Annotated in this window: 7 protein-coding genes; 6 read left to right on the top strand and 1 reads right to left on the bottom strand. The window is 41.1% G+C overall.

The window, feature by feature from the left end; genetic code table 11:
* Window positions 1-14 precede the first annotated feature (14 nt).
* The 6 genes from Ga0466249_RS21255 (at window position 15) to Ga0466249_RS21230 (ending at window position 15,585) form a co-directional block, all read left to right on the top strand.
* Window positions 15-10,241, top strand: coding sequence for a hemagglutinin repeat-containing protein (locus Ga0466249_RS21255; protein ID WP_215831499.1), 10,227 nt, complete (start codon window positions 15-17; stop codon window positions 10,239-10,241).
* Window positions 10,242-10,793, top strand: a complete 552-nt coding sequence (locus Ga0466249_RS21250; RefSeq protein WP_215831498.1) for a hypothetical protein — start codon at window positions 10,242-10,244, stop codon at window positions 10,791-10,793.
* 250 nt (window positions 10,794-11,043) lie between these two features.
* The gene (locus Ga0466249_RS21245; protein ID WP_215831497.1) at window positions 11,044-11,490 is read left to right on the top strand and encodes an OmpH/Skp family outer membrane protein; all 447 of its coding nucleotides are present in this window, start codon (window positions 11,044-11,046) and stop codon (window positions 11,488-11,490) included.
* Between the two features lie 148 nt (window positions 11,491-11,638).
* Window positions 11,639-14,677 carry a hemagglutinin repeat-containing protein gene (locus Ga0466249_RS21240; protein ID WP_215831496.1) on the top strand — a complete coding sequence of 1,013 codons (3,039 nt, stop codon included), beginning with the start codon at window positions 11,639-11,641 and terminating at the stop codon, window positions 14,675-14,677.
* A 15-nt stretch (window positions 14,678-14,692) separates the two neighbouring features.
* The gene (locus tag Ga0466249_RS21235) at window positions 14,693-15,043 is read left to right on the top strand and encodes a DUF2019 domain-containing protein (protein ID WP_215831495.1); all 351 of its coding nucleotides are present in this window, start codon (window positions 14,693-14,695) and stop codon (window positions 15,041-15,043) included.
* A gap of 98 nt (window positions 15,044-15,141) precedes the next feature.
* The gene (locus Ga0466249_RS21230) at window positions 15,142-15,585 is read left to right on the top strand and encodes an OmpH/Skp family outer membrane protein (protein WP_215831494.1); all 444 of its coding nucleotides are present in this window, start codon (window positions 15,142-15,144) and stop codon (window positions 15,583-15,585) included.
* 170 nt (window positions 15,586-15,755) lie between these two features.
* Here the strand turns inward: Ga0466249_RS21230 and Ga0466249_RS21225 are convergent, their stop codons facing one another.
* Window positions 15,756-15,923: a hypothetical protein gene (locus Ga0466249_RS21225; protein ID WP_215831493.1), complete on the bottom strand. Its 168-nt coding sequence runs from the start codon at window positions 15,921-15,923 to the stop codon at window positions 15,756-15,758.
* Window positions 15,924-16,229 lie beyond the last annotated feature (306 nt).

Here is a 16,229-nt window from a genome sequence, read left to right as displayed (position 1 = left end):
TGACAGCAGGAAATGTGAATTCCACAGGAACGTTGGGTGCCGGGGTCAAGGCTGACGGCAGCTTGGGAACGACTGGCGATCTGACGGTTACGGCTACAACTGGAGATATTGATACGAATGGAATACTGCAGAGCCAAAATACGATCACTTTATCAGCAAGAAATCTCAAGAATCAAGGCGGAAAAATTAATGCAGCTGGTAATTTAGATATAAAGCTTACTAGTAATTTACAAAATGACCAAGGGTCGGCCTATGCAGGCAAGAACATGAGTGTCAGTGCGGCAAATATGAACAATACCGGTACGGTAGCAGCCGCAAACGATATGAATTTGAATGCCCAGAACATTGTATCGACAGGAACGCTTGGAGCAGGAATACAGGCCGATGGACAATTGGGGTTAGCTGGGAACCTGAGTCTCATTGTACAAAACAAACTAGCTGCGACTGGAAAGAATCTGGTAGCCGGGAATATGACAATGAATGCCGGTAATATAGATTTAAAAGGAGCCTCTACCTACATTGGCAAACAAGGAACAATCACGGCGACAGTTGGAGATATTGATCATACAAGCGGAATTTTGCAGAGCCAAGGTGCCATTAGCTTAACGGCAAAAGATTTAAAGAATCAAGGCGGAAAAATCACTGCCGCTGGTAATTTAGATATGAAGCTTACTGGCAGTTTGCAAAACGACCAGGGGATGGCGTATTCAGGTAAAGCGTTGAATGTCAGTGCGATAAATATTAACAATAGCGGTACGTTAGCAGCTGGGAACGATATGAATCTGAATGCCCAGAACATTGTATCGATAGGAACGCTGGGAGCAGGAGTACAGGCTGACGGACAACTAGGATCAACTGGTAACCTGAATCTCATTGCACAAAACAACCTAGCTGCGAATGGGAAGAATCTTGCCGCTGGGGATATGACAATAAATGCCGGGAACATAGATTTAAAAGGAGCTTCTACCTACATAGGAAAACAAGGAACAATTACGGCTGCAATGGGAGATATTGATCATACTAACGGAACTTTGCAGAGCCAAGGTGCCATTAGCTTAACGGCAAGAGATATAAAGAATCAAGGCGGAAAAATTACTGCCGCTGGTAATTTAGATATGAAGCTTATTGGCAGCTTACAAAACGGCCAGGGGATGGCGTATTCAGGTAAAGTGCTGAATGTCAGTGCGATAAAAATTAACAATAGCGGTACGTTAGCAGCTGGAAACGATATGAATTTGAATGCCCAGAACATTGTATCGATAGGAACGCTGGGAGCAGGAGTACAGGCTGACGGACAACTAGGATCAACTGGTAACCTGAATCTCATTGCACAAAACAACCTAGCTGTGAATGGGAAGAATCTTGCCGCTGGGGATATGACAATAAATGCCGGGAACATAGATTTACAAGGAGCCTCTACCTACATTGGAAAACAAGGAACAATTGCGGCGATAGCTGGAGATATTGATCATACAAACGGAATCCTGCAAAGCCAAGGTGCCATTAGTTTAACGGCAAGAGATCTAAAGAATCAAGGCGGAAAAATCAATACGAATGATAATCTAGATATAAAGCTTACTGGTAATTTGCAAAACGACCAGGGGATGGCGTATTCAGGTAAAACGTCAACTATTGGTGCGTCAGCTATAAATAATACCGGTACGTTAGCAGCCGGAAATGATATGAATCTGAATGCCCAGGATATTGTATCAACAGGAACGCTGGGAGCAGGAATACAGGCTGATGGACAACTGGGTTCAGCTGGGAACCTGAGTCTTACTGCACAAAACAACCTAGTTGCTAATGGGAAGAATCTTGCGGCCGGGAATATGACGATGAATGCCGGTAATGTAGATTTAAAAGGAGCCTCTACCTACATTGGAAAGCAAGGAACAATTACGGCGACATCTGGAGATCTTGATCATACAAATGGAATCCTGCAGAGCCAAGGTGCCATTAGCTTAACGGCAAAAGATTTAAAGAATCAAGGCGGAAAAATCAATGCCGCTGGTAATTTAGAGTTGAATCTGAGCGGTACTTTACAAAATGACCAAGGTTTAGCATATTCAGGTAAGGACTTGAGTGTTAGTGCGATAAATATTAGCAATACCGGCACTTTAGCAGCTGGAAATGATATGAATCTGAATGCTCGGAATATTGTATCAACAGGAACTCTGGGAGCAGGAATACAGGCCGATGGACAACTGGGGACAGCTGGGAACCTAAATCTTACTGCACAAAACAACCTAGCCGCGAATGGAAAGAATTTGGCAGCCGGGAATATGACGATGAATGCCGGTAAAAATGTAGATTTGCAAGGAGCCTCTACCTACATCGGAAAACAAGGAACAATTGCGGCGAAATCTGGAGATGTTGATCATACCAACGGAATTTTGCAGAGCCAAGGTGCCATTAGCTTAACGGCAAGAGATTTAAAGAATCAAGGCGGAAAAATCAATACGAATGATAATCTAGATATAAATCTGAGCGGTAATTTACAAAATGACCAAGGTTTAGCATATTCAGGTAAAGCGTTGAATGTCAGTGCGATAAATATTAACAATAACGGTACGTTAGCAGCTGCCAACGATATGAATCTGAATGCCCAGAACATTGTATCAACAGGAACGCTGGGAGCCGGAATACAGGCCGATGGACAACTGGGGTCAGCTGGGAACCTAAATCTTATTGCACAAAACAACCTAGCCGCGAATGGAAAGAATCTGGCGGCCGGGAATATGACGATGAATGCCGGTAATGTAGATTTACAAGGAGCTTCTACTTACATTGGAAAACAAGGAACAATTACGGCGGCAGCTGGAGATATTGATCATACAAACGGAATCCTACAGAGCCAAAATGCCATCCGTTTAACGGCAAGAAATTTAAAGAATCAAGGCGGAAAAATCAATACGAATGACAATCTAGAGATCAATCTGAGCGGTAATTTACAAAATGACCAAGGATTGGCCTATGCAGGCAAGAACTTGAGTGCCAGTGCGGCAAATATTAGCAATACCGGTACGTTAGCAGCCGGAAATGATATGAATCTGAATGCCCAGAGCATTGCATCGACAGGAACGCTGGGAGCAGGAGTACAGGCTGACGGACAACTTGGGACAGCTGGGAACCTAAGTCTTACTGTACAAAACAACCTAGCCGCGAATGGGAAGAATCTTGCAGCCGGGAATATGACCATGAATGCAGGTAACATAGATTTACAAGGAGCCTCTACCTACATTGGAAAGCAAGGAACAATTGCGGCGACATCTGGAGATATTGATCATACAAACGGAATCCTACAAAGCGTCGATGCCATCAGTTTAATGGCCAGGAATCTAAAGAATCAAGGCGGAAAAATCACTGTCGCTGGTAATTTAGATATGAAGCTTACTGGCAGTTTGCAAAACGACCAGGGGATGGCGTATTCAGGTAAATCGTTGAATGTCAATGCAGCAAATATTAGCAATACCGGTACGTTAGCAGCTGCAAACGATATGAATTTGAATGCCCAGGGTATTGCATCAACAGGAACTCTGGGAGCAGGAATACAAGCCGATGGACAACTGGGGACAGCTGGGAACCTGAGTCTCATTACACAAAACAACCTAGCCGCGAATGGGAAGAATCTTGCGGCCGGGAATATGACGATGAATGCAGGTAACATAGATTTACAAGGAGCCTCTACCTACATCGGAAAGCAAGGAATCCTTACGGCGACAACTGGGGATATTGATCATACTAACGGAACCTTACAGAGCGGCGATGCCATCAGTTTAACGGCCAGGGATCTAAAGAATCAAGGTGGAAAAATCAATGCCGTTGGTAATTTAGATTTGAACCTTAGAGGTAATTTACAAAATGACCAGGGGTTGACATATTCAGGCAAGAACTTGAGTGTCAGTGCGGCAAATATTAGCAATACCGGTACGCTAGCAGCTGCTAACGATATGAATTTGAATGCCCAGGGTATTGCATCAACAGGAACTCTGGGAGCAGGAATACAAGCCGATGGACAACTGGGATCAACTGGGAACCTGAGTCTCATTACACAAAACAACCTAGCTGCGAATGGGAAGAATCTGGCAGCCGGGGATATGACCATGACTGCCGGCAGTGTAGATTTACAAGGAGCTTCGACCTATATTGGAAAACAAGGAACAATTACGGCGACAGCTGGAGATATTGATCATACCAATGGAATTCTGCAGAGCAAAGATGCCATTAGCTTAACGGCCGGGAATCTAAAGAATCAGGGCGGAAAAATCAATGCCGCTGGTAATTTTGATATCAATCTGAGCGGTACTTTAGAGAACGAAGGAAGCTTGATATATTCAGGTAAGAATTTGAAAATCAGTGCTAATCGCATTGAAAATATGAATACACAAAGTGCGAATCAAGGCATAGAAGCCCAAGCTATCCAAATGGATTCCGTAAATATTGAGAATGCTCAAGGTTCATTGCGCGCAGCAGACAGTTTGAATTTAAATGCACAACAGAATATTAATAATGAAAAAGGTATTATTTCTGCCGGGACCATACTTTCGCTGCAAGATCAGTCGCTGTCCAATAAAAAATTATTTATTAACAATACGCAAGGACTATTGATTGCAGGACAGCAACTTCAAATTAATAGTGCCGGTCTTTCTGGCGACGGAAAGATTTTGAGTCAAGGCGATATGGATGTTAAACTTACACAAGACTATACAAATACAGGGGAATTTCAAGCACAAGGCAATGCTAGCCTTTATTCTGCGGGTACATTTACTAACCTAGCTGAAATAGTAGCAGGCAATCAACTTACTATACATGCTGCTAATATTCATAACAATGCCAATGGGAAGTTGAATGGACAAAATACGAAGGTTACTGCGGATCAGGTTTTAAATAATGAGGGACTTATCGATGGGAATGAAACCCGGATTCAAGCAGATAATTTAATGAATTCGGGGATGGGGCGCATATATGGGAATCATCTTGCGATTCAGGCTAATACCATTACCAATCGTGCAACAGAGAGTGCTGCCCCGATTCTAGCCGCGCGCGAGCAGCTTGATATGGCTGCCAAAACCATCAATAATCAAGAACATGCCAAAATTTTTAGTGTGGGTGATATTCATATTGGGGGGAGTCTGGATAGTAAGAATCAAGCTGTCGGACAAGCCAGTATACTGCAAAATAATAGTGCTGAAATTGAGTCCTTGGGAAATTTATATCTTGCTGTCCAGAAAATTTATAATACAAATGAACATTTCAGTACCGCTATACAGACGAAAAAGATAGAAAATGTTACTGAATATCAAGGCAGCGGTGCACCCAATCGCTATGTAGCAGGGACGCCTGGCGTTGAGATATTTAATGATGAGTCAGATCATTTGCGTACGCCTGATGGCGGTTATGAAAACTGGACAGCCTATCGATATAAAAAGATAACAGCAGAAAGTCAGATAGTAAACTCAGATCCGGCTAGCCTTAAGTCTGGGGGGAATCTCAGCATTCAGGCGGATATTTTAAATAATGATAAGAGCACAATAATCGCGGGTGGAAGCATTTTAGGTAGTGTAGGTAGTCTTAATAATATAGAAGGTTCCGGACAAAGAATCACGACGGAGACGGGGCGGGCTACTTCCTATTGGCGGGATCATCATAGCGGAAGAGATAGCACAGGAAGCAGCTCTTCCACTTATAATCCAGCACCGAGGGTAGAGACCATTTCTGTAAGCGCAACAGTTTATCAAGAGAGGGTTACACCAACGGAATCAGGAACACAAATTGATAAGCAAAATGTAAATATTACAGATAAAGGAAACATTCAATCCAATGTAAATGTTGGAGATAAAGAAAGCGTTAATTCCAATGTAAATGTTGGAGACAAGGGAACGGTTAATTCTAATGTCAATATTACAGATAAAGGAACGATTGCTTCTCATGCAAATGTTGGCGATAAGGGAACGATTGCTTCTAATGTAAATGTTGGAGACAAGGAAACGGTTAATTCTAATGTCAATATTACAGATAAAGGAAACATTCAATCTAAAGCAAATGTTGGCGATCAGGGAACGATTGCTCCTAATATAAATGTTGGAGACAAGGGAACGGTTAATTCTAATGTCAATATTGCAGATAAAGGAACGATTGCTTCTCATACAAATGTTGGCGATAAAGGGACGATTCCTTCCAATGTGAACGTTACAGATCAGGGAACCATTAAAGGCACTATCAGTCCAATTATACAGATGGTAACTCAAAATGGTGGAACTGTGAGCACGGGCGCCGTTGATAGTCGTATACCGAATAGCAGTTTATTTAGTATCACGCCAGCATCAAATTCGAAGTATTTGATAGAAACAGACCCGCAGTTTGCCGATTATCGGACGTGGACCTCTTCGGATTATATGCTCAAGCAGTTAAACAATGATCCAAGTATTCTCCAAAAACGACTTGGCGATGGTTTTTATGAGCAGACCATGATTCGTAATCAAGTCGCGTCTCTCACTGGCAACCGCTTCCTGAGCGGCTACAACAGTGATGAAGCACAATATCAAGCATTGATGAACAATGCACTCGCTTTTGCCAAAGAAAATCACCTGCAAGTTGGACAGGAACTTTCAGCGGAACAAATGGCGAACTTGAAAGCCGATATGGTGTGGATGGTCGAAAAATATGTCGTCTTACCGAATGGACAAGTAACGCAGGCGTTGGTTCCACAAGTGTATGTGCATAAGGATAAAGATCATGCAGACTCTCCTAGCGCGGAAGGTTTGATATCCGGTAGTGCCGTCAATCTGGCAATAAAAGGCGATCTTACAAACAGTGGAACCATTCAAGGAAATACTACGACGAATATTGCGGCTGAGAATATACAAAATCTTGGCGGAAATATCAGCGGTGATAATGTCAATATTAAGGCCAATGTTGATCTAAACAATATGGGTGGACAAATTCAGGGAATCGATAGTCTCTCTTTAGACGCCGGACGAAATATTACGATTGCTTCGACAACAAGTACGCAAACGAATCAACAAGGAAGTCGTACGAACCTCAACAGCGTGGCGGGACTCTCCGTTACTGGCGAGCAAGGAAAATTAACAATCAATGCCGGTCAGAATGTCAATCTTGCTGCTGCCAAAATTGACAATAGTGGGAAAGACAGCCTAACTACGATTTCGGCTGGGCAAAATCTAAATCTTAGTACAGTCAAAGAAAGTGAAAGTAATAAAATTGTCTGGGATAATGATAACCACAGAACAGATAGTACAATCCTTGATGTAGGCACAACGATTCAGACACCGGGTGCGGTTCATTTGCAAGCCGGATTGGATATCAATGCAAAAGCTGCCACGATTGAAAGCAACAAGGGGATACAGTTGGAAGCAGGGCGGGATATCAATCTAACAGCAGGTGAACTCAATCAAACAGTAGATGAAGCACATAAACACAAAGGTCATACAGGCGGATTTTCGAGTCTGACCATCACTACACGAGATACACTGGATCAAACGACAGCACAAGCTACAACCTTATCCGGTGACAGCATCAGCATCCAAGCCGGACGAAATCTAGGCGTCAATGGTAGTACGGTTGTAGGAACAAATGATGTAAACCTGGGCGCTAAAGAAAATATAGCCATTACAGCAGCGCAAGAAACCAAAACCGAAGAACATATGCGACAAGAAAAACGATCCGGTATTTTAGGAAGCGGTTTTGGCTTTACCATCGGGACTGAAACACAAAAAAATACACTCGATGGGGTAAACCTGACGCAAGCCCAAAGTACGGTTGGGTCCGTGCAAGGAAATGTAACGATTCAAGCAGGAAAGGATGTAAAAATCCAAGCCTCCGATGTGATCAGTGGGCAAAATACGAAAATCATTGGGGAAAATGTAAACATAGAAGCCGGAACGGAAAACTTACGAGAAAAACAAAGCTATGAATACCAAAAAAGTGGATTAACCGTATCGTTAAGCAGTCCGGCGATCGATACGATACCAAGTATCACAAACGACGTAAAAAGAGCCAAAGAAGTCAGTGATTCCCGGCTGTCCGCTCTTTATGATGTAAAAGCAGTCCAAGAACTAAAGGGACTCGATCAAAAAATTGACAATACGGTAAATGGTCCAGTCGTCGGAAAAGATAAAGACGGCAATATCGTACGGGGCAGCAAAGATATCAGTGTCAATATCGGTCTGGGCAGCACCAGTATGAAGCAAAATAGCACAAGTGAAGCCATCCAGGCGAAAGGCAGCCAAATTACAGCAGGCAAAAATATTGACGTGATAGCTACAGGAAGCAACCAAGGAGACGGCAACGTTGTCATTGAAGGATCAACAGTAAACGGAGATACCATCCATATCCAAGCGGCCAAGGATGTAACCATCGAAAGTGCTGAAAATAGAACGATAAATAACACCCAAAGCGATGGAAAATCAAGCGGAATCGGAGTGAAGGTGAGTGCCCAAGGAGCTGGCTTCTATGTAGAAGGAAGTAAAAACCAGGGAAGCGAAAATGGGACAACAGTAAGTCATACGCAAAGTGTAATCACAGCGAAAGATACGCTGAAAATAGAATCAGGAAAAGATACGAATATCTTGGGATCAAAAGTAAACGGTGATCGTGTAGAAATAAAAGCAGGAAAAGACTTGAATATAGCCAGCCAGCAGGATAGTGATAACTATAACTCGAAGAATCAAAATAGCGGAATCAGTATTAGCAGCGGTCCGCTAGGTAATATAACGGGTTCCGCAGGCAAGGGCAAAATAGATTCAAATTATACTTCTGTAACCGAACAGGCAGGCATCTATGCAGGCAAGAATGGTTTCGACATCAACGTCGGCAAGAATACCGACCTGAAGGGTGCGGTCATCGCCAGTGATGCTACGCCGGATAAGAATAAGATATCTACGGATACGCTGACACACTCGGATATACAAAATAAGGCGGATTACAGCGCAAGCAGTTCAGGAGTCGGTTATTCCAATAAAACTGGAATTACTCCTAATCCTGGTATACCTGTATCAGGAAAAGCTGACAGCACAACAAAATCTGCTATTTCTCCAGGTACTATTGATATAAGAAGTAATCCAAACCAAGATTTGAGTAACTTAAGTCGTAATACTGATCAAGCTTTAAATGTTTTAGGAAAAATCTTTGATAAAGAAACAGTCAAGGAAAGACAAGAATTGGTTAATCTGTTTAGTCAGGAAGCCAATAAGGCAATTGGTGATTATGCAGAAAGCATGTGGAAAAATGCCAAAACCCCAGAAGAAAAAGCTAATTGGGCCGAAGGTGGAGAATATAAAGCTCTTTTACATGCTGTATCTGCTGGAATTGTTTCTAGTATGGCAGGTACTGGTTTTGCATCTGGAGCAGCTGGTGATGGATTAAGTCAACTGCTGCAAAAACAATTAGCCAATATTAAAGACCAAAATGTTAGACTTATTGCAAGTGCAGCTATTGGTGCAGCAGCAGCCAAAGTGGTAGGTGGCAATGCTCAGGCTGGAGCTAGTGCAGCATTTAATGGAGTCAAGCATAATGATTATATTCATCATCCGACCTATGAAGGGGCATATATATTTGTTGAAGGACAGGGATTTTTCCAAGTTATTAATGGTGTAGATACTTATATGCAAGATGCTGTTCCGCCAGCTGGTGCGGTAGTTTGGTCACAGGATTCTAACAATCCGAACTATGGGTCAGAATATGTCAAAGGTGACGGAGTCAATTCTGCCGATACCTATTTAAAATGGAAACCGGAAGTATCTGGTCGCGTAGCTCTTGATGAAGATACAGGGAATGCGATCACGATAAATGGTGAGCAGGTCATTCATCCGAGTGATCTTCAAACACAGCAGCAAGCACAAGAAGATGTAACAGGTCTTGCTGGTGGAGTGAAAATAGTCAAAGAAGCAGAAGGTGCTACTCAAGCAATAGGACAAGTTATTGAGGAAGCAAGTAGTGCTTGGACTAAAGTTGAGCCGAGTACATTGAGAAATATAGGAGTACCTGCTGAAAATAGTGGTATTCGTGCCGTACAAGGTAATGCGGAGGATGCTTATAACTTCTTTAAAGCTCAAGTAGATCCAAATTCTATACAGGAAGTGAAGCCTGGCGTATTTGTCGGTCAAGATGCTAACGGAATTACTTTTACTTATAGGGCTTCATCAAAATCTGGACCTCCCACTGTCGATGTAAATGGTGCAGACGGAATTAGAAAAATTAAGTTCTTAGAGAGCGGTGAATAAATGGTTGAGAAAATTATAAAATTAGTACAGATACAGAATTTGCAGAAAGCTTTTCGGAAGGTTTTTAAATCTAACGATCCTTTTGGGGCGATGTTTCAAAGTACAGTGGAGGAACGACTGATTCTTTGCCCTATAGACGGCTACCATCTGAACAAAAAGCAATTTAGGGCTCTTCAGAATACTCTAATTGCTATAAATGAAAATAAGATATATCTTTCAGAAATAGAAGTGGAGGAATGTTTTTCTACCGAGCAATGCAATCATTGGGAAGTTCCACGGATAACGCAGTACGAGGAATATCTTTTAACACCTGTAATTCTTGAGAATGCATTATACTCCCCAAATGGAAAATGGGGAATACTCATTTCCCACGAAGAACACGCGGTAATTGGAGGAACAGCAGAGTTTTTGTCTAAGTTTAAGGAAGTATATGATGATTGGGAAAGTGGAATTGCTAATTTCCAGAAAAAGTGGCAATACAATAAGAAACACTATAATGCTGACATTGAATGGTTATCTAAGTTCGTAGCTCACATCAATAGGCGTGATTAGAAGTCTAACAGTATTGACTGCAAAATTTTAATCAAACGGACTATAAAACTGCAGAAACTGATGATTGTTGAGCAAAATCTCATACTCATAAGTCAAATTAGTTTTCTAGTTAAGAGGTGTACAAAGGCTGACTATAATAAATCGCAGCTAGCTACAAAAACCTCGCGTAGCTTCAAACAAAAAGAGATCAATGGACGTAAAAAATCCGCTGCCCCAAATCAAACTAAAAACAGAAATGAGGAACATAACAATGTTATTTAACAGTAATCAAGTGAAAAATATCTTTATGGCAGCCTTCTTGCTCTTTAGCATAATAGCCATTACTCAGCCCACCACTACCTATGCTGACGCATCTCAAGTCGGAGTAGTAAACTATCAGCAATTAATTAATCAGCATCCTGATATGGCTCAAGCTAATGATACTTACAAAGCAGCAGTTAAACAAGCGCAAGATGATTTTAATGCTAAATCAGCGACTATGAAAGATGATGAGAAAAAGGCTTATTCCCAGCAGCTAGAACAAGGACTTCAACAAAAGCAACAGGAACTAATAAACGCTATTCGTGATAAAGTAAATGCTGCAATCAAGGTGGTGGCTGAGGACAAAGGATTAACCGTTGTTGTGGATAAAAGCGTTATCGCTTACGGTGGACAAGATATAACAGATGACGTATTGAAGAAGATTACGGGTAAATAAGCTAAGTTTAAACAAAAGATGTCAGCGGACGCAAAAATCCGCTGACATCTTTTTCATCTCAGTGTCTTCTAACAACGAATCCTATACAAGACTCATAAAAAATGATTATATTCAAGCAGGAAAGGATGTAAAAATCCAAGCCTCCGATGTGATCAGTGGGCAAAATACGAAAATCAGTGGAGAAAATGTAAACATAGAAGCCGGAACGGAAAACTTACGAGAAAAACAAAGCTATGAATACCAAAAAAGTGGATTAACCGTATCGTTAAGCAGTCCGGCGATCGATACGATACAAAGTATCACAAACGACGTAAAAAGAGCCAAAGAAGTCAGTGATTCCCGGCTGTCCGCTCTTTATGATGTAAAAGCAGTCCAAGAACTAAAGGGACTCGATCAAAAAATTGACAATACGGTAAATGGTCCAGTCGTCGGAAAAGATAAAGACGGCAATATCGTACGGGGCAGCAAAGATATCAGTGTCAATATCGGTCTGGGCAGCACCAGCATGAAGCAAAATAGTACAAGTGAAGCCATCCAGGCGAAAGGCAGCCAAATTACAGCAGGCAAAAATATTGACGTGATCGCTACAGGAAGTAACAAGGGAGACGGCAATGTTGTCATTGAAGGATCAACTGTAACCGGAGATAAAGTTCATATACAAGCGGCAAAGGATGTAACTATCGAAAGTGCTGAAAATAGAACGATAAATAACACCCAAAGCGATGGAAAATCAAGCGGAATCGGAGTGAAGGTGAGTGCCCAAGGAGCTGGCTTCTATGTAGAAGGAAGTAAAAACCAGGGAATCGAAAATGGGACAACAGTAAGTCATACGCAAAGTGTAATCACAGCAAAAGATACGCTGAAAATAGAATCAGGAAAAGATACGAATATCTTGGGATCAAAAGTAAACGGTGATCGTGTAGAAATAAAAGCAGGAAAAGACTTGAATATAGCCAGCCAGCAGGATAGTGATAACTATAACTCGAAGAATCAAAATAGCGGAATCAGTATTAGCAGCGGTCCGCTAGGTAATATAACTGGTTCCGCAGGCAAAGGCAAAATAGATTCAAACTATACTTCTGTAACGGAACAGGCAGGCATCTATGCAGGTAGGAATGGCTTCGACATCAACGTAGGCAAGAATACTGACCTGAAGGGTGCGGTCATTGCCAGTGATGCTACGCCGGATAAGAATAAAATCTCTACGGATACGCTGACACACTCGGATATACAAAATAAGGCGGATTACAGCGCAAGCAGTTCGGGGTATAATCTGGATACAGTTACCAATATTAAAGATGGTGGTAAAGACGCAAATGGCAAACAAGTATTGGTTGCTGAAAAGAATCTATCTGTATCACCAGACATCAGCACATCCGTTAATGGAAACGCAAGTAGCACTACGAAATCTGGTATTGCACAAGGTACAATCGAAGTTCGTTCAGGTAATACAGATTTAAGTAGCTTAAATCGTAATACGAACGATTCCCTGAATGCTTTAGGTAAGATATTCGATAAGAAAAAGGTTCAAGAACAACAAGAATTAACGAAAGTATTTGGACAGGAAGCTTATAAAGCGATTGGTGATTTGGCTTTAAATCAATACCAAAAAGCACTTGATGATGCAGCCAAGTATAAAGAGGGAACACCGGAATACAAAGAAGCCATGGCAAGAGCAGACTCATGGCATGATGGCGGAGATAATAAAATTCTTCTTCATGCAGTAGCTGGCGGGATTATGTCAGACCTTGGTGGAAGTAGTTTCACATCTGGAGCAACTAGTGCTGGATTAAATGAGGCTGTACAGAATGAATTAGCCAAGATCAAAGACGCGGGAATTCATCAATTGGTAAGTGCTGCTATTGGAGCTGTTGTTTCGAAGTTAGTAGGTGGTAATGCTCAAACAGGTGCTGCCACTGCCCTTAGTGGGACGAAGTATAATTGGCTCTGGCATTATCAACAACAAGACATGGCGAGATTATTGTATGCTGCCACAAGTATGGAGGAAAAGAAAAGAATTGTTGCATACTATGCAGCGTTAAGTCAATATAACGACGATAATACTCTCCAACTTGTAAATTACGACTGGGCAACCTATTGGTCATGCAAAAATGAAGCTATTGATCCATATTTGCTAGGAGCATTGGGAGGTCTTACTAGTCGTACAGACCATGGTTTGAATACTACTCTTAACGAGCTGACTGTTAGCATATTAGGAGTAACGGATACCGCTAATATTTATCGGGGGTTAATAAATACCTATGGACCTAGTTATTTTCCTTTCGATGGTATACCGCAAAGCACTTTAAGTACAAGTTATTCAACTTCTAGCGGTCAACAGGAAACACAAGTTTCACTACCACGAACAATTTATCCAACAGCAGTCGATGGTAACATTATCAAAGAAAATGGACAGTACAAGGTAATATCCCATGATTCAGATGGAAATGTAGTTAAAACGCCAGTTCCTGCAAGTGAGGTCGAAGGGGAAAAACGTTATTATTCTCCAGACTCAAATTCTTGGTTTGAGCATACAGAGAAGGGTGATACTGCTATTCCACCCGTACGTGTAGTAGGAAACACAGAGTGGACAGTCGATCCGTTAACGGGTGAGGATACATATTCTGGAACTGTGGAAACATCCGAGACGAAAAGCGGAATGCCTAACCCAGTAGATTCAATGGCGCTATATTTTGCGAAAACGGGTTTAAAAGCACAAGGAATAAATCCAGACAATCCGGATAATGCACAACAATTAGCCGCTGAAGTGGAAAAACAGGTACAAATGAATAAAGAAATCCAGGATAGTGTTATGGGATCTGTTGGCGGTGGTGGCTTCAAGACATTCAAAGAGTTTAAGGCTTTTCTTGGATCTCCTGGTGCAGGAAATCAGTGGCATCATATCGTAGAGCAAGCTCAACAGAATGCAAACAGAGCAGGATTTGATCCAGAAGAGATAAATACTGTAGAAAACATAATTGCGTTGCAGTCTGGTAAGGATAGTGTCCATAGCGCTATTAGCGGATTTTATTCTTCAAAACCTTACTGGACAGGTGGATTAACAGTACGAGATTGGTTAGCGACAAAAAGTTTTGAGGAACAATTTGATTATGGAATGAACATATTAAAAAATTATGGTATAGTTGCTAAAGATTCAGCTGGAAGGTGGACATTTACACCATTTTAATCAGGGAGGCAATGTATGAGACCTTTGGAGAAGATTATAAATGAATACTTAGAATCTTGTATAAAGGGAGAGGATGCGCAAGAGAGGGGTGATTCCAAGATGTATAATAAACAACAAAGGATTATTCAAAAAATACGAAAAGAATTAAAATCAAATTCCGAATATGGGTTAGAAAAGTTGATGCCATTTTTGGAACACCAAAGTACATTTGTTAGGTTGGAAACTGCAATTAGTTTAGTCCCAGTTCAGCCAGAGCGTGCTAAGCAAGTATTATTAGAGCTAATTGATACCAGAGGGCTTACTGCGTTTAACGCAAAGATGACTCTTTCGGAATGGAAAAATGGAAATCTAAAGTTTGATTTTTAGCTATTAGTTATAAGAAATGAGATTAGTGGATGGAAAAGCGAGTTCAACGGAACATAAAAAATCCGCCCAATAACTAAAAATAGAAAGGGGCATGTCCATTGTTTACCAAACAACTTAAAACTATCTTTCTATCAGCTTTCGTACTTTTCAGCATACTAGCTTTTACAAATCCTACCACTACCTATGCTGCTGACGCATCTCAAGTCGGAGTAGTAAATTATCAACAATTAATTAATCAGCATCCAGATATGGCTCAAGCTAATGAAACCTACAAAGCAGCAGTCAAACAAGCGCAAGATGATTTTAATGCTAAATCAGCCAACATGAACGATCAAGATAAAAAAGCCTTATCCCAACAGTTACAACAAGGCTTACAACAAAAGCAGCAGGAACTAATAAACGCTATTCGTGATAAAGTAAATGCTGCAATCAAGGCGGTAGCTGAGGACAAAGGATTAACCGTTGTTGTCGATAAAAGCGTTATCGCTTATGGTGGACAAGATATAACAGATGACGTATTGAAAAAGATTACGGGTAAATAAGTAAAACAGAGGGTAGCGGACAATCAATAATCCGTTACCCTCTATTTTTATCTCAGTGTCCTCTAGTAACACCCAATCATTAGGTAATAAATTCCTATTAAACTGTAAAGCCCAATGATTCTAGCAATATCTGAGTGAATCAGAGCCTAGTCAGAATTTTGACTAGGATATTAAAATGACTTCGACTCATTGCTATTGCAATATGGACACATACCACCATGTCCAGTACCTGAACAATTGCTACAATAAATACTACCACAGTCTTGGCATTTAATAAGTTGTCCACCACAAGGTGCATCAGCACCACAATTCGGACATTTCATCACATTATCGTACATCGTAATTCCCCCTTAATAATAAGAATAATTCTAATATATCACCTAGCGGTGATGACGAAAACGGTGTTTTCGTCGTAGAGGTCTTTCTATGTAAAATATCATGAATTTAGTAAAATTAAGGTATAAATCAATCTGTCACTTTAAATAATAATCAAATTAAACAATAGAGTCACCACAGTAACTACAGAGAATTTTTCATAAACCATTGATATAGATACTATTAAATACTCACCCGGAATAAATCTGGTTCAAACAGTGATAACTAATGACAATTTACTGTCACATGTCACAGTACCCTGTAGAAAT

Origin of the sequence: Pelorhabdus rhamnosifermentans (genome assembly GCF_018835585.1) — a bacterium.
GTDB classification, from domain to species: domain Bacteria; phylum Bacillota; class Negativicutes; order UMGS1260; family UMGS1260; genus Pelorhabdus; species Pelorhabdus rhamnosifermentans.
This window is presented reverse-complemented; position numbering and strand designations above follow the sequence as displayed.